Genomic DNA, 25,069 nt, shown 5'->3' with positions numbered 1-25,069 from the left:
GTCCGGTGCGGGCGCCGCCGCGGTCAGTGCACGCCCTCGGCCCACGCCCGCCAGTCGTCCAGCACGCCGTACAGCGCCGGGGTGAGCCAGCCGGAGGCCGACCGCCGGAACACGCCCGGGTCCATCCCGCCGGCGCCCTCGGGCAGCACGCCGAGCAGGGTGGGCACCAACTCGGTCAGGTTGGCCCAGTGCACCAGCTCCGGCGCGGCCGGCCAGGCGCCCAGCACCACCCCGGCGGGTACCGCCCGGCGCTCCAGCGCCTCCAGGGTGAGCGCGGTGTGGTTCAGCGTGCCGAGCCCGGCCCGCGCCACCACCACCGCCGGCGCGCCGAGGGAGACGACCAGGTCGCCCACCGTCCAGGGCTCGCCCGAGGGCCGCAGGCCCATCGGCACGAGCAGGCCGCCGGCCCCCTCGATCAGCACCAGGTCGTGCTTGTCGGACTCCTCCCGGATCGCGTCAACGGCCGCGTACAGCTCCAGCGGCTCCGCGGCGGCCACCCGGGCCGCGGCGAGCGGGGCGAGCGGATCCGGGTAGCTGGACAGGGTCCGTCCGGTCGCCGGCGCGGCCAGCCGGGTCACCGTCTCCACGTCGTCCGGTTCGCCGGTCGCCGTACCGGTCTGGCCGGGCTTCACCACCGCCACCCGCAGCCCGGCGGCCTGCGCCGCGGCGGCGATGGCCGCCGTGGTGATCGTCTTGCCGACTCCGGTGTCGGTGCCGGTGACCAGCACCGGGCCGCGCCAGCCGCCGCCCTCGCCGGTCACCGCGCCACCGCCCGTGCCAGCGCGCCGGCATCCGACCCGGCGGTGTCGTCCGGACCGGCGGTGTCGTCCGGACCGGCGGTGTCGTCCGGACCGGCGGCCCGCGCCGGCGCGGCGGTGCCGGCGGGCGCGCAGCTCACGATGACCTCGATCGCCCGGTCGAAGTCGGCCCGGGGAAGCCCGGCGTTCACCGTCAACCGCAGCCGGGACCGGGAGTCCGGTGTCGAGGGCGGCCGGAAGCAGCCCACCGCCACCCCGCGGTCCAGGCAGGCCGCCGCCCAGGCCACCGCGGCCTCCGGACCTGGCGCGGTCACCGAGATCACCGCCGCGTCCGGCGCCGGCACCTCGAACCCGGCGGCCCGCAGCCGGCGTACCGCGGTCGCCGCCCGGTCGGCCGACTCGGCCCGCAGCCCGTCGCCGGCCGTCGAGCGTGCCCGGCCGGCGGCGGCCAGCACCCCGGCGGCCACCGCCGGCGGCAGCGCGGTGTCGTAGATGAAGGTCCGTCCGGTGTCGATCAGGTGGCGGGCCAGCTCGGCCGGGCCGGCCAGCACGCCGCCCGCGCCGCCCAGCGCCTTGGACAGGGTGGCCGTGATCACGATGTCCGGCGCGCCGGACAGGCCGGCCGCGGCCAGCTCACCGGCCCCGCCCGGACCGCGTACGCCGAGCGCGTGCGCCTCGTCGACCAGCAGCAGCGCGCCGTGTTCGCGGGCCGCGGCGTGCAGCTCGCGCAGCGGCGCCCGGTCGCCGTCCACCGAGAAGATCGACTCGGTGACCACCACCGCGGGCCGGTCGGGTGCCGCGGCCAGCGCCGCGCGGACCGCGGCGACGTCGTTGTGCGGGGTGACCACGGTCTCCGCCCCGGCCAGCCGGCAGCCGTCGATCAGCGAGGCGTGGTTGTGCGCGTCGGAGACCAGCAGGGTCCGCGGCCGCACGAGCGCGCGGACGGCGCCCAGGTTGGCCAGGTAGCCGGAGGAGAAGACGAGGGCGCGTCCGGCGCCGAGCCAGTCGGCCAGGCTCGTTTCGAGGCTCGCGTGCAGGTCGGTGCTGCCGCGCACCAGGCGGGAACCGGTGGCGCCCAGCCCGTACGCGGGCAGCGCCCGGCCGGCCGCGGCCAGCACCTCGGGGTGGCGGGACAGGCCGAGGTAGTCGTTGCCGGCCAGATCGACAACGGGGTCGGTGGCGCCGCGCGGACGCAGTCGCCGGCTGAGCCCGGCCCGGGCGCGCAGTTGGGCGCGCCGATCGAGTGCCGTCAACCAGTCGGCCATCCGCCACCTCCGTTCCGCGTCCGGAACGTACCATCCGGCCCCGACCGGACCGGGGAGCGCGGCGGCACCGGCGACCGGCGGCGGCCTTGTAGGGTACGGACCATGCCAGAAATCCTTGACCACGCTCGCGGGCAGGTGCTGGAGCACGGGGTCGGCCTCGACGAGGCCGGGGTGCTCGCCATTCTCCAGCTGCCGGACGAGCACCTGCCGGCCGCGCTCCAGCTCGCGCACGAGGTGCGGATGCGCTGGTGCGGGCCGGAGGTCGAGGTCGAGGGCATCGTGTCGCTGAAGACCGGCGGATGCCCCGAGGACTGCCACTTCTGCTCCCAGTCCGGGCTGTTCTCCTCCCCCGTCCGGTCGGTGTGGCTGGACATCCCGTCGCTGGTGGAGGCGGCGAAGCAGACCGCCAAGACCGGCGCCACCGAGTTCTGCATCGTGGCGGCCGTGCGCGGCCCGGACGCGCGGCTGATGAAGCAGATGCGCGAGGGCGTGGCGGCGATCCGGGCCGAGGTGGACATCCAGGTGGCCGCGTCGCTGGGCATGCTCACCCAGGAGCAGGTCGACGACCTGGTGGAGATGGGCGTGCACCGGTACAACCACAACCTGGAGACCTGCCGCTCGTACTTCCCGAACGTGGTCACCACGCACAGCTTCGAGGAGCGCTGGGAGACGCTGCGGATGGTCCGCGAGTCGGGCATGGAGGTCTGCTGCGGCGGCATCCTGGGGCTGGGCGAGTCGGTGCGGCAGCGGGCCGAGTTCGCGACCCAGCTCGCCGAGCTGGACCCGCACGAGGTGCCGCTCAACTTCCTCAACCCGCGGCCGGGCACGCCGTTCGCGGACCGTGCGGTGGTCGAGGGCAAGGACGCGCTGCGGGCCATCGCCGCGTTCCGGCTCGCGATGCCGCGGACCATCCTGCGGTACGCGGGCGGCCGTGAGATCACCCTGGGCGACCTGGGCACCCGGGACGGGCTGCTCGGCGGGATCAACGCGGTCATCGTGGGCAACTACCTGACCACGCTGGGCCGGCCGGCCACCGCCGACCTGGAGCTGCTGGACGACCTGAAGATGCCGGTCAAGGCCCTCTCGGCGACCATCTGAGGGTACGGAGCGACGATGTCCACTGTTGCACCGACGGGTGCGGCCGGTCCGGGTCGCGCGGACGCCGGACCCGCCGCACCCGCCGCACCCGCCGGTCCGCACGGCGGCGCGACCGGGTCGGGCGGCGGCGCGACCGGGTCGGGCGGCGGCGCGACCGGGTCGGGCGGCGGCGCGACCGGGTCGGGCGGCGGCGCGACCGGGTCGGGCGGCGGCGCGACCGGGTCGGGCGGCGGCGCGACCGGGTCGGGTGCCCCGGTGTGGTGCGACCGGTGTGGGGAACCGGCGGACGCCGGGGCGCACGCGGGCTGCCGGGCCGCCCGCGAGTTGGAGCCGCCGCGGTTCTGCCCGCACTGCCGCCGAAGGATGAAAGTGCAGGTCGTGCCGACCGGCTGGAGCGCGCGCTGCGTCGAACACGGCGAGAGCACCGGCTGAGCGACGGAGGATTTATCCGCATAGGCGGCGGAGATCCGCATTAAATTCACGGTCTTCATTGGGAGCAAGATCGGCCATAAGCTCATGGCGTCAACCCCCACTCCCTCTGGAGCCTCCATGTTCCGACGAATCGCCATCACCCTTGGCGCACTCGTGCTCAGTACCGCCGCGATCAGCGGCGGTCCTGCCCGCCCAGCCGCCGCCGACACCCTCCAGGCGGCCAGCCTGAACGCGACCATCGCCCTGAGCAACTGCTCGGCCGCCCTGGTCCGGTACCCCACCTCGGTGGACAGCGACCGCGCCCTGATGCTGACCAACGGCCACTGCTACGAGGGCGGAATGCCCGGGGCCGGCGTGGTGCTGCAGAACCGGTCCAGCACCCGATCGGGCACCCTTCTCAGCTCCACCGGAAGTTCCCTGGGCACCGTGCGCGCCGACATGCTGCTCTACGCGACGATGACCAACACCGACGTCTCGCTCTACCGCCTCAACACCACGTTCGCGTCCATCCGGTCCAGCTACGGGGTGACCGCGCTGACCATCGCCAACACCCACCCGGTCGACGGCAGCAACATGTTCATCCCGTCGAGCTACTGGAAGCAGATCTGGAACTGCTCGATCAACGGCTTCGTGCCAACCCTCCGGGAGGACGCCTGGACCTGGCACGACTCGATCCGCTACAGCAGCGGATGCAACACCACCCACGGGACCTCGGGTTCGCCGATCGTCGACCTGAACAGCGGCGCCGTGGTCGGCATCAACAACACCGGGAACGACAACGGCCAGATGTGCACGTTGAACAACCCGTGTGAGGTCGACGCGAACGGCACCACGCACGCGTACCAGGGCCAGAGCTACGGGCAGCAGGTCTACTGGTTCAACACCTGCCTCAACTCCGCCAACACGATCGACCTGTCGATCGCCGGATGCATGCTGACCAAACCCCCGGGCAGCGGCAACACGGTGACGGTGACCAACCCGGGCAGCCAGAGCTCCACCACCGGAGTGCCGACCAGCCTGCAGATCCAGGCCAGTTCCTCCGGTAGCGGCCAGACCCTGACCTACAGCGCGACCGGCCTGCCCACCGGCCTGTCGATCAACGCCAGCACGGGCCTGATCAGCGGTACGCCGACGGTGGTCCAGAGCACCACCGCCACGGTCACCGTGCGGGACACCACCGGCGCCACCGGTACGGCCAGCTTCAGCTGGTCGGTCGGCTCGCCCAGCGGCAACTGCTCGGGCCAGAAGCTCGGCAACCCCGGCTTCGAGTCCGGCTCGGCGTCGTGGACCGCGACCTCCGGCGTCATCACCACCTCCTCCGGCCAGCCGGCGCACGGCGGCTCCTACAAGGCATGGCTTGACGGGTACGGCCGTTCACACACCGACACGCTGTCGCAGTCGGTGGCCATCCCCGCCGGCTGCCACGCCACCCTGACCTACTGGCTGCACATCGACACCTCGGAGACCACCTCGACCAGGGCGTACGACACGCTGACCGTCCAGGCGGGTTCGACGACGGTGGCCACGTACTCGAACCTGAACGCCGCCAGCGGCTACCAGCTCCGCACCATCGACCTGACGTCCTTCGCCGGGTCGACCGTCGCCCTGAAGTTCACCGGCGTCGAGGATGCGTCCCTGCAGACCTCGTTCGTCATCGACGACACCGCACTGACGTTGTCCTGACCCTGTCCTGACCGACCGGCGCCGTGGGCGCGGGGCCATCCCGCCCCGCGCCCACGGCACCACCGCTGCCCGCGCCGGCGCACCACTGGACGTACTGCCGTCGGGTCGAAGGATCGGCCGGATCGCGGCCGGTCCGGGTGGCGTACGCCTCGTAGTCGGCGGGACTCCCGCTGACCATCAGCACCCGGGTGGCGCCCGCGTCGGCGTACCCGGCGGCCTCCTGCTGGAGCAGTTCGGCGTACTCGCCGTAGGTCTGTCCGGGCCGCCCGCCGGGACAGCGTCAGCGCCGCCTCGTGCTCGCCGTCGCGGGCCATCCGCCACCCGGAATCGACCAGGGCACGGGGTTGGTCGGGATGTCCCGCATGCCGCTCGGCCCAGCCCTCACAGTCCGTTGCGGACGGTTCGTGGCCGAGCGCGGCGAGGAAGCCTTCGTGGTCGCTGGCATCAAGGGTTGCCGGTCCCGTCATCCCGCGGAACCCACCGTAGCCGTGCGGTCGGTCCGCGTACCGGTCGGCAGGGTCGACTCGCCGCCGGCGAAGTTGGGGGGTCCGGGTCGCCGGACCCCCCAACTTCACCGAAAATGGGTGACGCGGGTCGGACCCGTGGTCAGCCGGTCGTGCAGGTGGTGCCGTTCACCGTGAACGAGGCCGGCCGCGGGTTGCTGCCGGTGTGCGTGCCGTTGAACCCGAAGCTGGTGGACGCACCCGGCGCCAGGGTGCCGTTGTAGGACAGGTTGGTGGCCCGGACCGCCGATCCGGTCTGCGTGACGGTCGCCGACCAGGCCTGGCTGACCTGCTGACCCGCGCTGAAGCTGAAGGCCAGCGTCCACCCGTTCATGGTGCTCGACCCGGTGTTGCGGATCGTGACGGTCGCGGTGAAACCGTTGGTCCAGTCCGTCGTGGTGTATCCGACCTGGCAGGCGCCGGCCGGTCCCGAGGTGGGTGAGGCGGTCGGGGTCGGCGTGGGCGAGGAGGTGGGCGACGGTGTCGGGGAGACCGTCGGGGACGCGGTGGGCGAGGCCGACGGGGTGGGCGAGGCCGACGGGGTGGGCGAGACGGTGGGACCCGGCGTCGTGCCCGGCCCCGGTTCGGTGCCCCAGACCAGCCTGCCGGCCTCGTACAGCGGCACGTTCCGGTTGGGTCCGGTGGCGGCCTGGTACGACGGGTCGTTCGCCGGGTTCCACGTCCCGCCCTCGGCCACGCCGACCTTGAACTGCACCTCCATCCGGTGCTGCGACTGGCCGGCGGGCGCGATGGTGTATCCGGTGCAGTCGATTTCGACGTACCAGAGCGCGCCGGAGACCTGGTGGGCGGTGCTCGGCGACGGGCATCCCTGGGTGTAGCCGGGGGTGACCACCAGCGGGCCGGCGTCGTCCAGGGTCACGTAGTACCGGAACTTGGCGGTGGTCAGCGCCCGCGCCGGGAACGCCGACTTGTTGTAGATGATCGCCTTGAGGGCGGTGTCCCGGGGCTCGTTCTGCATGACCGTGGTCTCCACGGTCAGCTCGTCCATGTCCGGCTGCTCGGCCACCGGGAACCCGGCCAGCGCGCTGCCGCCGTACTCGGAGTAGAGGCGGACCAGCGCGGAGGTGAAGCCGGCGTTGTAGTCGGTGGCCACCTCGTTCATCACGTAGTTGGACCGCTCGTCGGTGTACGCGTCGTCGGCCGAGGACGGCCCGCCGACCAGCGCGCCGTAGAGCACGTGCCGGGTCTCGGTGGGTACGGTCATGTTGTCCCACCAGGAGCCGTGCGCGGTGCGGTGGTGCGGGTTCTTCGGCGGGTTGGTGCCGAAGCCGATCAGGTAGCTGGCGTGCCGCGGGTTGTCGCCGAGCGCGTACCCGATCTGCCGCACGGCGAAGTCGTGGTAGCGGGTCTTGCGGGTGGTGTCGGTGGTGCTGTCTGCGTAGTAGAGCGCGGCGAACGCGGTGTTGGCGGCGTACCGCAGCGAACCCCACGAGTCGAGGACGGCCTCGCCGCCGGGCGAGTAGTTGACCCGGGTGCCGTCGACGCCCACGGTCCACCAGTCGAGCCAGCGGTTGGCGTCGTCGATGTACTTCTGCCTGCCGGTGAGCTTGGCCAGCAGCACGTACGCGCCGAACTGCTTGTTGTCCCAGGCCAGGGTCCACTTGTACATCCGGGTGGTGGTCTGCGGCTCGGTGCCGAGCTTGTCGTACTCGCTCTCGGCCTTGGCCAGGTAGCTCGCGTCACCGGTGGCCCGGTAGAGCCAGATCGCGCCCCAGACCAGTTCGTCCTGGTACCCGCTCCACGACTTGTAGAACGCCTGCGCGTCGGTGATGCAGTCGCTGTACGCCTTCCGCACGGTGTCGGCGAACGTGTAGAGCTGCTTCGCGTGGCTGAGCAGCCGGTCGGCGTACGCCGCGTCGGTGGGCCGGAAGACCATCGAGGACGCGGCCATCGCGGCCGCCGTCTCCCCCGCCAGGTCCGAGCCGCCGCAGCTTGCGTCGATCTTGTACGCGGGCCGCGCCATCGGCAGCACCTCGGCCGGACCCCACCACTTGTGGTCGTCGTCGCCCTTGCCGACCTGTCCGTAGAGGACGTTCGCCGACGGGTGCGCCTTGATGAAGTAGTCGTTCACCCAGCGCAGGTTGCTCAGCAGGTAGGGCAGTTGGCCGGAGTTCTGGTAGCCGGTGCGGTAGTCCACGGCGCCCCACGCCAGCATGGTGGCGCTGAAGGCCATCGGGAAGCCGAACTTCACGTGGTCGCCCGCGTCGTACCAGCCGCCGGTCAGGTCCAGCCCCACGTCGGCGCCGTCCCGCAGCGCCGAGTCGCCGCGCCAGGAGACCCGGTTGTCCGTGGGCAGCTTGCCGGAGCGCTGTGCCTCGTAGAAGAACATCGACTTCTGCAGCGCCTCGGCGTAGTTGAAGGCGGGCGCGGCGGCGGCCTGGCCGGCGGCCGCGGCCGGGACCGACCCGGTCCCGGCGGCGCGCGGGACGGCCCAGGCCGCGCCGGCGGGCAGGCCGGCGACGAGCATGAGGGTCACCGCGATCAGGAGCCGGCGCCAGCCCCGCCGGCGGGATAGAGGGTATGGACCGTCCGGCCCGGTACGTGCGGCCATCGTGCGGCTCCTTCGTGCCAGAGTGGAGGGGGTGAGCTGCTGTGGGAGCGCTTCCATAGGATTCCAACAATGTAAAGGGTGGATTCCCGGTTTGTGAAGCACCTCCGCCGGCCGCACTCCGGCTAGGTTGGTCCTGCCGACACCCACCGGCAGTCGTCGAACGGGGAGGAACGATGACCTTGACCGATGGCCCGCTCCGGGCCGGGACGCACGCGGACGCCACACCGCCGGTCACCGGCGACAGCGGCGACACCGGCGGCACCGAGGTGACCGGCGGCACCGGCGGCACCGAGGTGACCGCGCACGAGGAGCTACGGGCGCTGCTCGGCGAGCCGGGCCGGCGGTCGATCACCAAGGAACGCCGGTCGCTGCACGAGGTGGACCGGCAGTGGCTCGCGGCGTCGCCGTTCTGCCTGGTGGCCACGGCCGGCGCCGACGGCAGCTGCGACGTCTCCCCCAAGGGCGACCCGCCGGGCTTCGCGCTCGTGCTGGACGACACCACGATCGCCATCCCGGAACGGCCCGGCAACCGGCGGGCCGACGGTTTCCACAACATCCTCGACAACCCGCACATCGGGCTGATCTTCCTGATTCCCGGGCGGGACGACACGTTGCGGATCAACGGCCGCGCCCGGCTGCTGCGCGACGCGCCGTTCTTCGACCGGATGGTCGTCAAGGGACACCGGCCGCGGTTCGCCGTGCTGGTGGAGATCGAGCAGGTCTTCTACCACTGCTCCAAGGCGTTCCTGCGCTCCCGCCTGTGGCAGCCGGAGGGCTGGCCCGCCCCGGAGACGCTGCCGTCCCGGGCCCAGGTCGTCAAGGCGACACAGCCGGAGGAGAACCTCGCCGAGCTGGAACAGCACTACGGCGCGAACTACCTCAAGGGCCTCTACAGCTAGGCCGCGGCTCAGGCGCCGGCGGCGGCCGGCGTTTCCGGTGCCGGCGCGCCCAGGGCCAGCGGAAGCATCACGGTCACCACCTGCCCGTCCCGGTCGGTACGCGCCTGCGGGGCCACCCGGCGGAGCAACCGCGGCAGCGCCTCGTCGCCGGCGGTGGCGTGCCCTACCAGCGCCGCGTACCCGTCCCGGCGGGCGTGCGTCACCAGCCGGCGGGCCAGCGCGGTGCCGATGCCGCGCCGCTGCCAGGCGTCCTCCACCAGGATCGCGGCCTCGGCCAGGTCGCCGTCGGCGAGCAGGCCGGCCAGCGCCACCACCCGGGTTCCGTCCCCGGCCGGGTCGTCCGCGACGGCCACCAGGCCGGCACCGCGCGGCGGGTCGAGCAGCCGGTGCAGTTGCCGGTCGCCCGGCGGGTCCGGGTTGAGATACCGGCGCCGACGGCTGTCCGGCGAGCAGCGGTCGTGCATCCGGCGCACGGCCGGCAGGTCGCTCGCGGTCGCGGCCCGCAGCTCGACCTCGGCGCCGTCCGGCAGCAGCACGACACCCCGGTCGAGGTCCCGCTCGGCGGCCGCCGCCGCGAGGTCGACGAGGGCCTGCGCCCGCGCGTACTCGGCCGGGGTGAACCCGGGGGCGTCGCGGGTCACCTCGAACGAGCCGCCCGCCGGGTCGGCCAGCACCATCGACGTCTCGCCGAATCCGGGCCGCGGCTGCCGCTCGGGCTGCTCCGGGTCGCCGCCACGGGGAGCCGGTGGGCGTACCGGTCGCCAGGTGACCTCGGTGGCGCCCAGCAGGTCGCGCAGTGCCACGTCGAGCCGCTCGGGATCGCGGACCAGCCGGCGGGCCAGCCCCAGCGCCCGGGTGGGCAGGTCCATCAGCACCTTGGCCTCGGTACGCGCCACCCAGCAGTCCTGGCCACGGCCCCGTTCCACGGCCGCCAGCAGGTCCTTCTCGCTCAGTGCGTCGGGCGCGTCCACGAGGAAGTCGTCCACCGCGCCGGCCTCGGTGGTGTGCACCTGCACCGACAGGATGTTCACCGACCGCAGCGCCAGGCTCGCGGTCAGCACCGAGAGATAGCCGGGCCGGTCGTCCACGGTCGCCCGGATCCGCCACAGTGCCATGTCGGCCTCCCTTTCCACCGCCGGTAGACCTTCGGTAGAAGTGTTGGGTGACGCCCGCGCGGTTGTCATCGCCCGCCCCGCGCGGGCATCACCCATCCGACCGGCCCGCCGGTACCGGGTGCACCACCCGGCTGGCCCGAGCCTGGGCACCACCCACCCGACCGGCCTGCTGGTGTCCAGGCCTTCCACCCTGGCCGACGTGGGCGCCATCGCCCACCGCCGACCACCGATGCCGGTCACCAGCCGGCCGACTCGGGCACCATCGCCCGGCCGGCCACCGACCTCGTCACCCGCCCCGCGCGGGCGACCCGGTCGGCACCACCTCCACCACCCACCCCACGCGGGTAGCGGCTCCCCGGCCGGTCAACCGGACTCGCGTCCGGCCCCGGCCGTGGTATTTCGTCAGCGCCCGCCCGCCAGCGGCGGGACGCTCACCAGATCCAGTCGGTCGCCGAGGATCACCGCGGCGGCCCGAACGAGTTGGGCGATCCGGTCCACCTCGGTGACGTGGAAGGCCGCCGCCGGCAGCCCGTCCTCGTCGCCGCGGGCGACCACCAGCACCAGGCCGGCACGGCCGAACGGCGCCACGGCGTAGTGCCAGCCCTCCTCGCCCTCGGTGGCCCGGGCCCGCAGTGGGGTGACCGTGGGCATCCGGGGCGGCTCCGGCACGCGCCAACTGGCGTACGCGAGCGCCGCCTCGGCCCCGGCACCGCCGTTCGAGTCGAGGTGTCGGCTCGCCCAGTCCGCCGGCACCACCGCGACCGCGGCCCAGTCCGCGGCGAGCAGCCCCGGTACCGCGTCGACGAGTGTCGACAGCCCGTCCGTCCGGTTCGCCGCGACCTGCGCCAGCAGCTCGGCATCCGCACCGCCACCGGTCGGCGCCCCCACCGACCGCCACACCCCCACCACGTGCACGCCGGGAATGGCCGCCAGGCCGGCGAGCAGCCGCTCGACCCGGATGCTGCCCGGCCAGACCACCGTGAAGTCATCCATGGCGCGGCCCCCCAGCCGCTCCAGCACCACAACCTGGACGATGTCCGCCCCGGCCACGCCCATGGTTCGGGCAACCTGGCCGAGCGTCCCGGGTCGATCGGGCAGGCTCACCCGAAGTCGCAACACCATCTCGTCCCCTTTCGCGATCCACCCCCAGGACCGCCGGAGTCCAGACTGCCGGGTGACCGTTTCGTTCCTGTTGCACGAACGTGTCCCGGCCGCAAAGCCCAGGTGGGAGGGCCTGCGGAGCAGGGAGATCATCCGGGGTTGACAGCGCCGCACGGCTGTCATGAACTGGTCGGATGGACGAGCGGCCGGCCGGTTCCCCCGCCGGACTGGACCTCGACCGGCTCGCCGACCACCTCCGCCGGCACCGGCCGGACCTGCTGGCCGCGGCGCCGCGCGCCCAGCTGATTCCGGGCGGCAGGTCGAACCTCACCTACCTGGTCACCGCCGGCGACCGGGAGTTCGTGCTGCGCCGGCCGCCGCTGGGCCACGTGCTCGCCACCGCGCACGACATGGCCCGGGAGTACCGGGTGATCTCGGCGCTGGCCGCGACCGACGTGCCGGTGCCGGAGGCGCTGCTGCACTGTCCGGACCCGGACGTGCTGGGCGCCCCCTTCTACCTGATGAGCAGGGTGCCCGGCACGGTCTACCGCGGCCGGCGGCAGACCGACCGGCTGGCCGGCTGGCAACGGCACGAGCTTGCCACGGTCATGATGGACACCCTCGCCGCGCTGCACCGGGTGCCGCCCGAGGCGGTGGGACTGGCCGACTTCGGCCGGCCGGAGGGGTTCCTCGCCCGGCAGGTGCGCCGGTGGGCGGGCCAGCTCGACCGGTCCCGCAGCCGGCCGCTGCCCGGCATCGAGGAACTGCGCGACCGGCTCGCCGCGACCGTGCCGGCCGAGCGCCCCGGCCGGATCGTGCACGGGGACTACCGGCTGGACAACCTGCTCGCGCAGGTCGACCCGGTCGCGGTCCGGGCCGTCCTGGACTGGGAGATGGCCACCCTGGGTGATCCGCTGACCGACCTCGGCCTGCTGCTGACCTACTGGGACGTGCTCGGGGACAGCGACCTGGCCGCGGGCAACCCGGTGGCGGACGGGCTGGGGCCGCGCGCCGGCTTCCCCAGCGGGGCCGAGCTGATCCAGCGGTACGCCCAGCGGTCCGGCGTCGACGTCGGACCGCTGGGCTGGCACGTGGCGCTCGGCTGCTTCAAGCTCGCGGTGATCTGCGAGGGCATCCACTACCGGCACACGCTCGGGCAGACCCTCGGCGAGGGTTTCGAGCAGTTGGGCCGGCTCGTGCCGCCGCTGGTGGAACGCGGGCTGGCCAGGATCGGGGAGAGCTAGATGGATTTCGGCTTCGACGGCCGCACGGCCGAGCTGAGCGAGGAACTGGGCGCGTTCCTCCGCGACCGGATCCACCCGGCCGAGCCCGTACACGCCGCGCAGGTCGCCGCCGCCGGCGACCCGTGGTGCCGGCCGCCGGTGCTGGCCGAACTCACCGCCGAGGCCCGCCGGCGCGGGCTGTGGAACCTGTTCCTGCCCGATCCGCGCTACGGCGCGGGACTGACGAACCTGCAGTACGCGCCGCTGGCCGAACTCACCGGGCGCAGCCCGCAACTGGCGCCCGAGGCGTTGAACTGCGCCGCGCCGGACACCGGCAACATGGAACTGCTCGCCGAGTTCGGCTCCGAGCCGCAACGGGACCGCTGGCTGCGACCGCTGCTGACGGCCGAGATCCGCTCGGCGTTCTGCATGACCGAGCCCGAGGTGGCCTCCTCGGACGCCACGAACGTCGCCACCAGGATCGTCCGGGACGGCGACGAGTACGTGATCAACGGGCGCAAGTGGTGGTCCTCCGGCGCGATGGACCCGCGCTGCGCGGTCCTGATCGTGATGGGCAAGACGGATCCGGACGCCGACCGACACCGCCAGCAGAGCATGATCCTGGTGCCCCGGGACACCCCGGGGGTGACGGTGCGGCGCGGCATGACGGTCTTCGGCTACTCCGACGCCGCGCACGGCGGGCACGCCGAGATCACCTTCGAGGACGTCCGGGTGCCGGCCGCCAACCTGATCGGCGGCGAGGGCGACGGGTTCGCCATCGCCCAGGCCCGGCTCGGTCCCGGCCGGATCCACCACTGCATGCGGCTGGTCGGGATGGCCGAGCGGGCCCTGGAACTGCTCTGCCGGCGGGTGTCCGCGCGGGTCGCCTTCGGCCGGCCGCTGGCCACCCAGGGCGTCGTGCGGGAGTGGATCGCCGAGTCCCGGGTCCGGATCGAGCAGGCGCGGCTGCTGGTGCTCAAGACGGCCTGGCTGATGGACACGGTGGGCAACCGGGGCGCGCACACGGAGATCCAGGCCATCAAGATCGGTACGCCGGCGATGGCCGAGTGGGTCATCGACAAGGCCATCCAGGCGCACGGGGCGGCCGGGGTCAGCCAGGACACCCCGCTGGCCGTGCTCTGGGCACAGGCCCGCACGCTGCGCCTGGCCGACGGGCCGGACGAGGTGCACCGCGACTCGCTGGCCCGCCGGGAACTGCGCCGGTGGGCCGACGGCTGAGCCGCCCACGGGACGCCCACCCGGCGCCACAGCGACCGGTGCGGCGTCCGCCCGGCGGCTCAGCCGGAGGCGCGGGGCACCACGTGCGTGTCCAGCAGCACGTACGGCGCCTCCAGGTCCTCGCCGCGGATGCGCGAGACCAGCAGCCGGGCCATCCGCCGGCCCATCTCCTCCACCGGCTGGAAGACCGTGGTCAGCGGCGGGTCGGCCTGGCGGGCGATGGGCGAGTCCTCGAAGCCGACGAGCGCCACCTCGTCCGGCACCCGGACACCGGTTTCGCGCAGCACCCGCAGCGCCCCGCACGCCATCAGGTCCGAGGCGGCGAAGACCGCGTCCAGCTGCGGGTCGGCCGCCAGCAGCGTACGCATGGCCGCGGCGCCGCTGGTCTCGCTGAAGTCGCCGTAGGCGATGCGGTGCTCGGCCATCGGCACCCCGGTGGCCTCGATGGCCGCGCGGTAGCCGGCCAGCCGGGCCAGGCCCACGCCCATGTCCTGCGGTCCGGCGATGGTGGCCACCCGCCGGCGACCCCGGGCCAGCAGGTACTCCACCGCCTGCCGCGCACCGCCGACGTTGTCCACGTCCACGAAGTACGCCGGCGGCGCGCCCGGCTGGAGCATCCAGGCCGGCCGGCCGCCGAGCACCGCCGGCAGGCCGCGCTGTTCCAGCAGCGCGGGCAGCGGGTCGTCGTCGTGCAGCGACAGCAGCAGCACGCCGTCGACGTGCTGGCTGGTCAGGTGGTGTTCCATCCGTTCCCGCTCGGCGGGCGACTGCGCCATGGCCAGCCAGAGCTGCATGGGCGTCTCCAGCAGCGCCGAGCTGATGCCCCGGACGATGCCCGCGAAGAACGGTTCGCCGAAGACCCGGTCACCGGACTCCGAGACCACCAGCGCCACCGAGTCGGTGCGCTGGGTGACCAGCGCCCGCGCGGCCCGGTTGGGGACGTACCCCAGTTCGTCGATCGCGGCCTGCACGGCCGCCCGTGCCTCCGGACTGACCTGCGGTGATCCGTTCACGACCCGGGACACCGTGCCGCGGCCCACCCCCGCCCGCGCGGCCACGGCGTCCAACGTCGGCCGCCCAAGCGAGCGGCTCCGCGTACCCATCGTCTTGTGCTCCTCCGACGTCGGCCTCCCGGCGCCGGTCCCGCCGCGCCGTCAACGCCGGCCGGATCGACGCCCGGCGTCGCTACCCTGCCGCCAGGCCGTTGCGCCGGATCACCTCGGCGTACCACCTGGCGCTGGACTTGGGGATGCGACGCTGGCTCTCGTAGTCGACGTACGTGATGCCGAATCGCTTGGTGTACCCCCACGCCCATTCGAAATTATCCAGCAGGGACCAGAGGAAGTATCCGCGGAGTGGCACGCCCGCGCTGATGGCCTCGTGACAGGCCCGCAGGTGCACGTCGACGAAGGCCGCGCGGTCCGGGTCGTCGACCTCGCCGTCGACCACCTTGTCCACGAAGGCGGCCCCGTTCTCGGTGATGTAGAGCGGCACCTCGGGGTACTCGTCGTGGACCCGGCGCAGCGTCTCCACCAGGCCGGGTGCGTCGATCTCCCACTCCATGTCGGTGACGGGGAGACCGCGGGTGACGAACCGGACGTCCTCGCTGCCCGGCCAGCAGGAGGGCGCCCGCCAGTACGGCTCGGGCGTCGCGTCCGGGTTCGCGGCGGCCACCACGTGCCGGCTGTAGTAGTTGATCCCCAGCATCGACAGCGGGGTGGCGATGGCGGCCAGGTCGCCCTCGCGGACGTGGTCGAAATCGGTCACCTCGCGCAGGTCGGCGCGCACGTCCTCGGGGTACTCACCGCGCAGCACCGGGTCCAGGAAGATCCGGTTGGCCAGGCCGTCGATCCGGCGGGCCGCGTCGGCGTCCGCCTCGGTCTCGCCGGCCGGCGAGACCGCGTAGAGGTTGAGGGTGATGGCGAACTCGTTCTCCGGGCGGGCCGCCCGCATGGCCTGCACGGCCAGACCGTGTCCGAGCATCAGGTGGTGGGCGGCCCGCACCGACGCCGCGGCGTCCTCGCGGCCCGGCGCGTGCACCCCGGAGCCGTAGCCCAGGAAGGCCGAGCACCACGGCTCGTTGAACGTGGTCCAGTGCCGCACCCGGTCACCGAGCGCGTCGTGGGTCAGCACGGCGTAGTCGACGAACCGCTCGGCCGTGTCCCGTTCCGGCCAGCCGCCGGCGTCCTCCAGGGGCTGCGGGAGATCCCAGTGGTAGAGGGTGACCCAGGGCTCGATCCCGTGCTCCAGCAACTCGTCGACCAGGCGCCGGTAGAAGTCCAGACCGGCGGGGTTGGCCGGACCGCGACCGCCGGGCTGCACCCGCGGCCAGGCGATCGAGAACCGGTACGCGGTCAGGCCGAGGTCCGCCATCAGCCGTACGTCGTCCCGATACCGGTGGTAGTGGTCACACGCCACGTCACCGGTGTGCCCCTCGATGACCTTTCCGGGGGTACGGCTGAAGGTGTCCCAGATCGATGGCGTACGGCCGTCCTCGGCCACCGCGCCCTCGATCTGGTAAGCCGCCGTTGCCGCGCCCCACCGGAAGCCGGACGGGAAGGTGAGCTGCCGCTCCTCACCAAGCAGAGGCACGCGCTGATCGGTCGCTGGGTTTGTCACCACCTGAGCGTGCCGGTCGACGATGCGCACCGTCAAGACTTCTGTGGGAGCGTTCCCATTCCGTGATCCTGATCGACTTTCTCCCATACGTCGTACCTTGGGGCCGGCCCATGGGTCGCCATCAGCGGATCGGCCCGCCCGGAAACGGGGTGTCCGGGCGGCTCCCACGGACCCCGGCCAACTGTCCGGAATCGGTCACCCGGTCGTCTGGAACGATCCGCCCGGTCGGCCGGGGGTCAGCTCATCCGCCGGGCCAGCGTGGTGGCCCGGACCGCGTCGAAGGCCACCGGATCGAAGGCCCGGCCGACCCACCCGAGCATCGCGGCGTGTTCCGGATGGTCCTCGTCGGCCAGCGCCGCCAGAAACTGACGGTAACCGTACGGTCCGCCCACGTCCTCCGGCGGCGCGGCCCGCTCACCGTCCAGGCAGATCGGGTAGCGCTCGTCCGGATCGGCGGCGAACACGTCCTCCACCACGATGTCGTGCTCCCACCAGTCGCCGAAGTCGTACGTGTACCGGAACCGGCCGCCCTTGCCGACGACCGCGTCCAACCGGTGATCCAGTTCGTCCCGCAGCGCCAGTTCGCCGTCCGGATCCGGCGTCCCGTACGACTCCCCGTCGATCTCGAACGAGTGCAGGTGGCAGTCGAGCCAACCGAAGGCGTACTGGAGGACCCGGTGCACCCGGTCCAGCGTGTAACCGCCGGGAATCAGCACCCGGCGCCACACGGGCGGCCTGACCTCCGCGAGGGACGCCCGGAGCTGGTAGATGTGACGCGGCATGCTCCCCCGATCTCTGGCATAGGCTTCCCGGCATGATCTGCCGCGCGTGCCGGGAGAGCCGGCACGACGACTGCCGGGGACGCCGCTGGTGCGACTGCCAGCACCGTACCCCCGGACCCACGCCGCCGGTCACTGGTCCGGCCAGCGAATGACGGAGCTGGCAAAGATCCGACGAATCTGGCCGATCCGGCCGAATCCGTCGGCCGCCCGCCCGGACGACGCCGGCGCGGACCGCGGTGGGCGGCACGACGCCGGCGCGGACGACCCCCGGCCGCACGACGCCGGCCTCGACGACGCGGCGCTGCTCACCGGGTACGGCCGGCCGGCCCGGCCGGTGCTGCGGATGAACTTCGTCAGCAGCGCCGACGGCGCGGTCGAGCTGGCCGGCTACTCGGCGGGGCTGTCCTCGGCCGCCGACCGGCGGGTCTTCGAGCTGCTGCGGATGCTCGCCGACGCGGTCGTGGTGGCCGCCGGCACCCTGCGCACCGAGGGCTACGGCCCGTTCCGGCTGGCGGAGCCGGGCCAGGCGTGGCGGCGGGCGAACGGCCTGCCCGAACACCCCACCCTGGTCGTCGTGTCCGGGTCGGCCCGGCTCGACCCGGCCGCGCCGGTCTTCACCGCCGCCCCGGTCCGGCCGGTCCTGCTGACCCGGGCCGACGCCGCCGTGCCACCCGGGCTGGACGACGTGGCCGACGTGCTGCGGCACGGCACGGGGACGGTCGACCTCGCCGCCGGGCTGGCCGCGCTGCGCGACCGCGGCCTTGACCAGTTGCTCTGCGAGGGCGGTCCGCAGCTGTTCGGCACGCTGACCGGAGCCGACCTGGTCGACGAGCTGTGCCTCACGGTCAGCCCGGTGCTGGCCGGTCCCGGCGCCGGGCGGATCACCGCCGGCCCACCGTCGCCGCCCCGGGCGATGGCGCTGCGTCAGGTCCTCACGGGCGACGACGGTTCGCTCCTGCTGCACTACGCCCGCGCCCGGGGCCACGCCGAGCGGGACTGACCCGCCGAGCGGGACCAAGCCGCCCACCGGGACCGAGCCGCCGACCGGGACCGACCCGGTCCGACCGCGGGGGGTGACGCCGGGTGTCCGCAGCGTCAGCAGGGAGTCCCGGCGCCGAAAAAGGTGGCCGCGCGGCACCGTTCGTAGCCGGACACCCGCCGCGTCGCTTGGCGTCGGGTCGTGCTGGTGGGGCAGGATGCAACAGGTGTGCGATGACCATGCGGACGGAGGGCCGGCCCGATGACCGACGAAGCCAGCACGGCCGAGCCGGTGGGCGAGGCGGTCGGCCGGGTCCTCGGCACCGCCGACGCCACCCCGTTGCAGTTCTGGACCGCCGTGGCACCCGGCAGCTACCTGCAACTCGATGACGTGGTGGTGACCCGCCGGGAGCTGCCCGACCGGGAGCCGGTGCTGATCGCCGGGGTGGTGACCCAGGTCCGCGCCCGGCACGAGGGCGCGCAGTTCGACTCGGACGTCTTCGCCATCGCCGACGGGACGCTGCCGGCGCTGGTGCAGGAGGCCGCCGAGGTGACCACCACCCGGGTCGACCCGGAGCTGTACGTGCCGCCCGAGCCGGGGGCGCTGGTGCACCGCGCCGAGGGCGACGCCCGGGCCCGGGCGCTGCACTTCGACCGGATGGACCGGCGGGTGCCGATGGGGATGGGCCGGGACGGCGTGCCGGTCTACCTGAACGCGGACTTCCTGGACGGCAGCCGGGGCGCGCACGTCTCCATCTCCGGGATCTCCGGCGTGGCCACCAAGACCAGCTTCGCCACCTTCCTGCTCTACTCGGTGTTCCGCTCCGGGGTGCTCGGCGGTGACGCGGTGAACGCCAAGGCGCTGATCTTCAACGTGAAGGGCGAGGACCTGCTCTTCCTCGACCACCCGAACGCCCGGCTGGACGAGCCGACCACCGCGGCGTACGCCCGGCTGGGGCTGCCCGCGGGCGCCTTCGCCGACGTCCGGGTGTACGCGCCGCCGCGCGCCGGGGACTCCTCCGGTACGCCGGACGTGACCAGCCGGCTGTCCGGGGTGGACAGCTTCTACTGGACGCTTGCCGAGTTCTGCGCCGACCGGCTGCTGCCGTACGTCTTCGCCGACGCCGACGACGAGCGCCAGCAGTACACGATGGTGGTGCACTCGGTCGCCGCCCACCTGGCCCGGTACGCCCAGCCGGCCGACGGCGGGGTGAGCATCGACGGGGTGCGACTGCACTCGTACCCCGACCTGGTGGACCACGTCGTCGCGCAACTGTCCGACGACGAGACCCGGGCCGAGTGGGCGGGCAGCGCGGTCGGGCTCGGCACCGTGAACGCGTTCGCCCGCCGGCTGATCAACAGCAAGCGGGACCTGGCCCGGCTGATCCGGGGTGACCTGGCCACCCGCCGCCCGCACGCGATCAACACCGCGGCCAGCGCCCAGGTGACCGTGGTCGACCTGCACAACCTGCCGGACCGCGCGCAGCGGTTCGTGGTGGGCGTGACGCTCAAGACCGAGTTCGAGCGCAAGGAGAAGGCCGGCACCGCCAAGCCGTTGCTCTTCGTCGTGCTGGACGAGCTGAACAAGTACGCCCCGCGGGAGGGCTCCTCGCCGATCAAGGAGGTGCTGCTGGACATCGCCGAGCGGGGCCGGTCGCTCGGGGTGATCCTGGTCGGCGCGCAGCAGACCGCCAGCGAGGTCGAGCGGCGGATCGTCACGAACTCGGCGATCAAGGTGGTGGGCCGGCTGGACCCGGCCGAGGCGTCCCGGCCCGAGTACGGCTTCCTGCCGCCGGCCCAGCGCCAGCGGGCGCTGCTGGCCAAGCCCGGCACGATGTTCGTGAACCAGCCGGACATCCCGGTGCCGCTCTGCCTGGAGTTCCCGTTCCCGGCCTGGGCGACCCGGCCGGCCGAGGCCGGTGCGGCGCCGTCGGAGACGATGCGCTCGATCACCCAGGCGGCCGACCCGTTCGCGGTGGTGGGGTCGCGCTCGGGCGGCATCTCCGACGACGACATCCCGTTCTGACATGAAGATCCTGCACACCTCCGACTGGCACGTCGGCAAGGTCCTCAAGGGACAGAACCGGCTGGCGGAGCACCGCGACGTGCTGGCCCAGGTGATCGAGGTGGCCCGCGCCGAGCGGCCCGACCTGGTCATCGTGGCCGGCGACCTGTACGACACCGCGGCGCCCAGCCCGGACGCCACCCGGCTGGTCACCCGGGCGCTGTCGGCGCTGCGCGGCACCGGCGCCGACGTGGTGGCCATCGGCGGCAACCACGACAACGGCGCCGCGCTGGACGCCCTGCGGCCGTGGGCCGACGCCGCCGGGATCGTGCTGCGCGGCAGCGTCCGGGACGCCGCGGCCGAGCACGTCATCGACGGGCGCACCGCCGGCGGCGAGCCGTGGCGGCTGGTGGCGCTGCCGTTCCTGTCCCAGCGGTACGCGGTGCGGGCCGTCGAGATGTACCAGCTGACCGCCGCCGAGGCGACCCAGACCTACGCCGACCACCTCGGCCGGCTGCTGGGCCGGCTCACCGAGGGGTTCGACGAGCCCGGCCGGGTCAACCTGGTGACCGCCCACCTGACGGTGGTGGGCGCGCAGGCCGGCGGCGGCGAGCGGGAGGCGCACACCGTCCTCGGGTACGCCGTGCCGGCCACCGTCTTCCCGACCTCCGCGCACTACGTGGCGCTCGGCCACCTGCACCGGGCGCAGCAGGTGATCGCGCCCTGCCCGGTGCGCTACAGCGGCAGCCCGCTGGCGGTGGACTTCGGTGAGGAGGAGAACGTGCCGTCGGTGACCCTGGTCGAGGTCACCGCCGGCTCCGCGGCCAAGATGCGCGAGGTGCCGATCACGGCGGCGGCGACGCTGCGCACGGTCCGCGGCACGCTGGCCGACCTGACCCGGCTGGCCGAGCGGTACGGGCCGGCCGGGGACGAGCCGGCCGCGCAGCCAGCAGGGGACGGGCCGGCCAAGCAGGCGCCGGCCGGGGACGAGCCGGCCGACGCCGGACCGGACGAGGAGGCGCCGGCCGGCGCCTCGCCGGACGGGCGGGCGCCGGCCGAGGGTGGCGGCGCGCCCGCGCGCTGGCTGCGGGTGTTCGTCCGCGAGACCCCCGGGCCGGCCTCCGGGAGGAGGTGCAGGAACTGCTGCCCAACGCCCTGGAGGTACGCATCGATCCCGACCTGGTCGCCACGGGCGCCGGCACCCGGACCGCGCAGCGGGCCGGCCGGTCCCCCCGGCAGCTCTTCGGCGAGTACCTGGACAGCCGGGGCGCCGCCGAGGACGGCGTGCGCGAGCTGTTCGACGAGTTGTACGGGGAGGTCGACTAGTGCGCCCGCTGCGCCTGGACCTGCACGGGTTCACCGTGTTCCGCGCCGAGACCACAATCGACTTCACCGACGCGGACTTCTTCGCCCTGGTCGGGCCGACCGGGTCGGGCAAGTCGACGGTGCTGGACGCGATCTGCTTCGCGCTCTACGGACAGGTGCCCCGCTGGGGCAGCAGCCGGGGCATCGGCAACGCGCTGGCCCCCTCCAGCGCCGAGGCCCGGGTGCGGCTGGTCTTCGAATCCGCCGGTGCCCGCTACGTGGCCACCCGGGTGGTCCGGCGCGACGCCCGGGGCAACGCCAAGACCGGCAACGCCGGGCTGCAACTGATGCCGCCCGGGTTCGACATCACCAAGCTGGACACCGGGATGAGCCCGGACGATCTCGGCGAGGTGCTGGCCGGCACGCCCGCCGAGATGGAGGCGGCGGTGCTGGAGGCGGTGGGTCTGCCCTACGACCAGTTCACCAGCTGCGTGGTGCTGCCGCAGGGGCAGTTCGCCGACTTCCTGCACGCCCGGCCGGCGACCCGGCAGCAGATCCTGGTGAACCTGCTGGGCCTGGGCGTCTACGAACGGGTGCAGCGGCTGGCCACCGCGCGGGCCACCCAGGCGGAGGCGAAGCTGGAGGTGGTCGCCCAGGAACTCGCCGGGCTCGCCGACACCGACGACGCGACGCTGGCCGCCGCGCAGGCGCAGCTGACCGCGATGGCCGCGCTGGTCGAGGCGGTCGGTGCCGGCGCACCGGCGCTGGCCGGCGCGCGGGAGGCCGCCGACCGGGCCGAGGCGGCGCTGGCCGAGCTGGACGCCGAGGTCGCCGAGCTGGACCGGATCCGGCCGCCCGCGGACGCCGCCGAACTGGCCGGCGCGGTGACCGCCGCCCGGGCCGCCGCGGTGGAGGCCGACAACGCGGTGACCCAGGCCGAGGAGCGGGAGGAGAAGCTGCGCGGGGAGCTGGCCGCGGCCGGCGACGCCGCGGCGCTGCGGCTGCTCGTGCAGGCGCACGAGGAGCGGGACCGGCTCTCCGCCGAGGCCGCCGGGCTGCGCGACGCGCTGGCCGAGGCGCAACGCGGGCACGAGGACGCCGCGGCGGCGCTGGCACAGGCCCGCCGGACCGCCGAGCGCACGAGCGCCGACCTGGAGGCCGCCCGCCGGGCGTACCAGGACGCACAGGTCGCCGAGCGGGCCGCGGGGCTGCGCGCCCAACTGGCCGCGGGCGAACCCTGCCCGGTCTGCGCCCAGCCCGTCCACCAGGTCCCCGACCTGCCCGCCGGGTCCGCCGTGGCAACGGCACGCCAGGCCGGCGAGGCGGCCCGGGCCGCCGCCGACACGGCCGCCGAGCGGGTACGCGAGGCCGAGCGGGTCGCCGCCGACCTGGACCGGGCGGCCGAACGGGTCCGGGTCCGGCTGGAACACCTCGACGGGCAGCTCGCCGCGCTGGCCGACCGGGTGGCCGACTCCCCCGGGCCGGCCGCCCTGCGCCGCGAGCTGGAATCGCTGGCCGCGCTCCGGCACGAGCTGGACACCGCGACCGGGACCGTCCGGACCGCCCGCGAGCAGGCTCGGCGGGCGCGCGGCGACGCCGAGGCCGCGCAGGAGCGGGTCCGGGCCGCCTGGCGCGGCTTCGACGCCGTACGCGACGGGTTGGCCCGGTTCGGGCCGCCTTCGGCGGACCGGAGCGATCTGGCGGCGGCCTGGTCGGCGCTGTGCGACTTCGCGGCCGCCGCGGCGCGGCGGCGGCGGGCCGACCGGGACGGCGCGGCGCGGGCCGTCCAGGAGGCGCACGCCGCGGTGGCGGCGCTGCGTGCGGAGATCGAGTCCCTGTTCGCCGGGCACGGCCTGGCCGCCGGGGCGGATCCGGCCCGCACCGCCGCGGTGGAGCTGGAACGGTCCCGCGCGCAGCTGCGCCGGATCGAGGAGCGCCGGGACCGGGCCGGTGCGCTGCGCGAGCAGCACACCGGACACGAGCGGGCCGGCCGGGTGGCGCGGGCGCTCGCCGGGCACCTGCGGGCCAACAACTTCGAGCGCTGGCTGCTGGCCGAGGCGCTCGACCTGCTGGTGGACGGCGCCTCGCGGATCCTGCGCGAGCTGTCCGGCGGGCAGTACGACCTGGTGCACGACAAGGGCGAGTTCTTCGTCATCGACCAGCACGACGCCGGGCTGCGACGGGGGGTGCGCACGCTCTCCGGCGGGGAGACGTTCCAGGCGTCGCTGGCCCTGGCGCTGGCGCTGTCCGAGCAGTTGGCCGGTTTGTCCACCACGTCGGCCAGCCTGGAGTCCATCGTGCTGGACGAGGGCTTCGGCACGCTGGACTCGGCCACCCTGGACACCGTGGCCGCCACGCTGGAAAACCTCGCCGCCCAGGGCGACCGGATGGTGGGGCTGGTCACCCACGTGCCGGCGCTGGCCGAACGGGTGCCGGTGCGCTTCGAGGTGCACAAGGACGCCCGTACCGCCCGGGTGGAGCGGGTGGGCTGAGCATGCCGACCGAGCTGTTCATCGACGCCTGGGATCCGGCGTACGGCGCCTCCTTCGAGGCCGCGCCCGCCGGGCCGGCGGCGCCGAGCAGCGCCCAGGTCAATCCGGACGTCGAGCTGCCGGCCGCCGCATGGCGCCCGCTGGTGCCGCCCGCCGACGTGCGGGCGCCCGGGGTGGTGCTGCTGGTCGACGGGGTACGCCGGATCGACGCCGGGCTGTGGACCCGGGAGGCCGACGGCACCTCGTACCCGGGCCTGGCCGCCTCGTACGCGGCCGGGGTGGTCCGCTGCGACCTGCGGCGCGGCGTGGCCGAGCTGGCCGCCGCGCGGGTGGCCCGGGGACTGTTCACGGCGAGCCCGTCCGCGACGGACATCCGGGCCGGCCGGATCCACTACCCGGTGCACCGGGTGCGGCCCCGGGCGAGCAGAGCAAGCTGCCCGCGGCCGTGCAGGGTCCGCTGACCGCGCTGGAGGTCGACGTGTCCGCCGTGGCCCGCGACGGCGACGACCCGGCCGCGGCGGGCCCGGCCGGCACCGACCTGCTGGTGGTGGACGGCCCGCTGCGCAACCGGCGCCAGCTGCCGCGCACCATCGGGTACGTCAAGACCCAGCACAGCCAGTACCTCGATGCCCGGCTCGCGGCCGTGGTCACCGCGCTGGCACCCGGACAGCGCTGCCCGGTGTTCCACCTGGGTACGGCCTGGGGTGGCTGGTCGTGGTACCTGCGGCTGCCCGGCCCGGCGGGCGCGCCGTGGGCCGGCATCGTCCGGGTGGAGTGCTCCCCCGACCTGCCGGTGGGCGAGGCGGTGGCGCTGGCCGACCTGTCGCTGGTGACGCTGCCCCGGTTCGCCTCCACCGCGTACAAGGATCCCCGCGCGCCGCAGAACCTCGTCCCGATCGCCGGGCTGGAACGCCGGCTGCGCGGGCTGCTCGGCGACGGCCGGCTGCTGCACCGCGCGCTGCGGCTGGCGGCGGCACGGCCGTAGCAGCGGGGTCGTCCG

15 protein-coding genes and 5 pseudogenes are annotated in these 25,069 nt (G+C 74.2%); 12 read left to right on the top strand and 8 right to left on the bottom strand.

The window, feature by feature from the left end:
• Window positions 1–23 precede the first annotated feature (23 nt).
• Both bioD and CIK06_RS08545 read right to left on the bottom strand, forming a co-directional pair.
• Complete coding sequence (gene bioD / locus CIK06_RS08550) at window positions 24–728, bottom strand: dethiobiotin synthase (RefSeq protein ID WP_095567664.1); 705 nt, start codon at window positions 726–728, stop codon at window positions 24–26.
• A 155-nt stretch (window positions 729–883) separates the two neighbouring features.
• A pseudogene (locus CIK06_RS08545) lies at window positions 884–2,023 on the bottom strand (8-amino-7-oxononanoate synthase); the annotation flags it as partial.
• Between the two features lie 102 nt (window positions 2,024–2,125).
• On the opposite strand from CIK06_RS08545, the gene bioB reads away from it, so the two are divergent.
• From bioB to CIK06_RS08530, 3 genes and pseudogenes are all read left to right on the top strand, one after another.
• Window positions 2,126–3,121: a biotin synthase BioB gene (gene bioB, locus CIK06_RS08540; protein WP_095564380.1), complete on the top strand. Its 996-nt coding sequence runs from the start codon at window positions 2,126–2,128 to the stop codon at window positions 3,119–3,121.
• Window positions 3,122–3,298: 177 nt separating this feature from the next.
• Window positions 3,299–3,553, top strand: a pseudogene (locus tag CIK06_RS32330) (hypothetical protein); the annotation flags it as partial.
• A gap of 117 nt (window positions 3,554–3,670) precedes the next feature.
• Window positions 3,671–5,236: a putative Ig domain-containing protein gene (locus CIK06_RS08530; RefSeq protein WP_232534085.1), complete on the top strand. Its 1,566-nt coding sequence runs from the start codon at window positions 3,671–3,673 to the stop codon at window positions 5,234–5,236.
• A 606-nt stretch (window positions 5,237–5,842) separates the two neighbouring features.
• On the opposite strand, the gene CIK06_RS08525 is transcribed toward CIK06_RS08530, so the two are convergent.
• Window positions 5,843–8,227 (bottom strand): glycoside hydrolase family 9 protein, encoded by a 2,385-nt coding sequence (locus CIK06_RS08525; RefSeq protein WP_095567663.1) that lies wholly within the window; start codon window positions 8,225–8,227, stop codon window positions 5,843–5,845.
• A gap of 350 nt (window positions 8,228–8,577) precedes the next feature.
• On the opposite strand from CIK06_RS08525, the gene CIK06_RS08520 reads away from it, so the two are divergent.
• On the top strand, window positions 8,578–9,210 hold the full coding sequence (locus tag CIK06_RS08520; RefSeq protein ID WP_232534270.1) for a pyridoxamine 5'-phosphate oxidase family protein: 633 nt from the start codon (window positions 8,578–8,580) through the stop codon (window positions 9,208–9,210).
• Window positions 9,211–9,218: 8 nt separating this feature from the next.
• Here the strand turns inward: CIK06_RS08520 and CIK06_RS08515 are convergent, their stop codons facing one another.
• Window positions 9,219–10,325 (bottom strand): GNAT family N-acetyltransferase, encoded by a 1,107-nt coding sequence (locus CIK06_RS08515; RefSeq protein WP_095564376.1) that lies wholly within the window; start codon window positions 10,323–10,325, stop codon window positions 9,219–9,221.
• A gap of 402 nt (window positions 10,326–10,727) precedes the next feature.
• Window positions 10,728–11,447: an amino acid-binding protein gene (locus tag CIK06_RS08510; protein WP_095564375.1), complete on the bottom strand. Its 720-nt coding sequence runs from the start codon at window positions 11,445–11,447 to the stop codon at window positions 10,728–10,730.
• Window positions 11,448–11,620: 173 nt separating this feature from the next.
• Between CIK06_RS08510 and CIK06_RS08505 the strand changes: the two genes are divergently transcribed.
• Together CIK06_RS08505 and CIK06_RS08500 are read left to right on the top strand one after the other, a co-directional pair.
• Window positions 11,621–12,670 (top strand): phosphotransferase family protein, encoded by a 1,050-nt coding sequence (locus tag CIK06_RS08505; RefSeq protein WP_095564374.1) that lies wholly within the window; start codon window positions 11,621–11,623, stop codon window positions 12,668–12,670.
• Complete coding sequence (locus tag CIK06_RS08500) at window positions 12,671–13,888, top strand: acyl-CoA dehydrogenase family protein (RefSeq protein ID WP_095564373.1); 1,218 nt, start codon at window positions 12,671–12,673, stop codon at window positions 13,886–13,888.
• Between the two features lie 59 nt (window positions 13,889–13,947).
• Here CIK06_RS08500 and CIK06_RS08495 read toward each other — a convergent pair whose 3' ends face one another.
• From CIK06_RS08495 to CIK06_RS08485, 3 genes are all read right to left on the bottom strand, one after another.
• Complete coding sequence (locus CIK06_RS08495) at window positions 13,948–14,991, bottom strand: LacI family DNA-binding transcriptional regulator (protein ID WP_095564372.1); 1,044 nt, start codon at window positions 14,989–14,991, stop codon at window positions 13,948–13,950.
• 82 nt (window positions 14,992–15,073) lie between these two features.
• On the bottom strand, window positions 15,074–16,507 hold the full coding sequence (locus CIK06_RS08490) for a GH1 family beta-glucosidase (protein ID WP_095567662.1): 1,434 nt from the start codon (window positions 16,505–16,507) through the stop codon (window positions 15,074–15,076).
• Window positions 16,508–16,743: 236 nt separating this feature from the next.
• Complete coding sequence (locus CIK06_RS08485; RefSeq protein ID WP_095564371.1) at window positions 16,744–17,289, bottom strand: plasmid pRiA4b ORF-3 family protein; 546 nt, start codon at window positions 17,287–17,289, stop codon at window positions 16,744–16,746.
• A gap of 148 nt (window positions 17,290–17,437) precedes the next feature.
• Here CIK06_RS08485 and CIK06_RS08480 point away from each other — a divergent pair, with 148 nt between their 5' ends.
• The 6 genes and pseudogenes from CIK06_RS08480 (at window position 17,438) to CIK06_RS08455 (ending at window position 25,054) form a co-directional block, all read left to right on the top strand.
• Window positions 17,438–18,289 carry a pyrimidine reductase family protein gene (locus tag CIK06_RS08480; RefSeq protein ID WP_095564370.1) on the top strand — a complete coding sequence of 284 codons (852 nt, stop codon included), beginning with the start codon at window positions 17,438–17,440 and terminating at the stop codon, window positions 18,287–18,289.
• A 240-nt stretch (window positions 18,290–18,529) separates the two neighbouring features.
• Entirely contained in the window at window positions 18,530–20,293 is a 1,764-nt protein-coding gene (locus CIK06_RS08475) for an ATP-binding protein (RefSeq protein ID WP_095564369.1), read from the top strand.
• Between the two features lies 1 nt (window position 20,294).
• A pseudogene (locus tag CIK06_RS08470) lies at window positions 20,295–21,179 on the top strand (exonuclease SbcCD subunit D); the annotation flags it as partial.
• 162 nt (window positions 21,180–21,341) lie between these two features.
• A pseudogene (locus tag CIK06_RS08465) lies at window positions 21,342–21,598 on the top strand (exonuclease sbcCD subunit D); the annotation flags it as partial.
• Window positions 21,598–24,069: an AAA family ATPase gene (locus CIK06_RS08460; RefSeq protein ID WP_095564368.1), complete on the top strand. Its 2,472-nt coding sequence runs from the start codon at window positions 21,598–21,600 to the stop codon at window positions 24,067–24,069. The pseudogene CIK06_RS08465 and the gene CIK06_RS08460, both read left to right, overlap by 1 nt.
• A 2-nt stretch (window positions 24,070–24,071) precedes the next feature.
• Window positions 24,072–25,054, top strand: a pseudogene (locus CIK06_RS08455) (hypothetical protein).
• Window positions 25,055–25,069: the final 15 nt, after the last annotated feature.

It is taken from the genome of Plantactinospora sp. KBS50, assembly GCF_002285795.1.
In the GTDB taxonomy this organism is placed as follows: Bacteria; Actinomycetota; Actinomycetes; order Mycobacteriales; family Micromonosporaceae; genus KBS50.
Note: the sequence above shows the minus strand (reverse complement) of the source record. Positions and strands in the feature narration are given on the sequence as shown.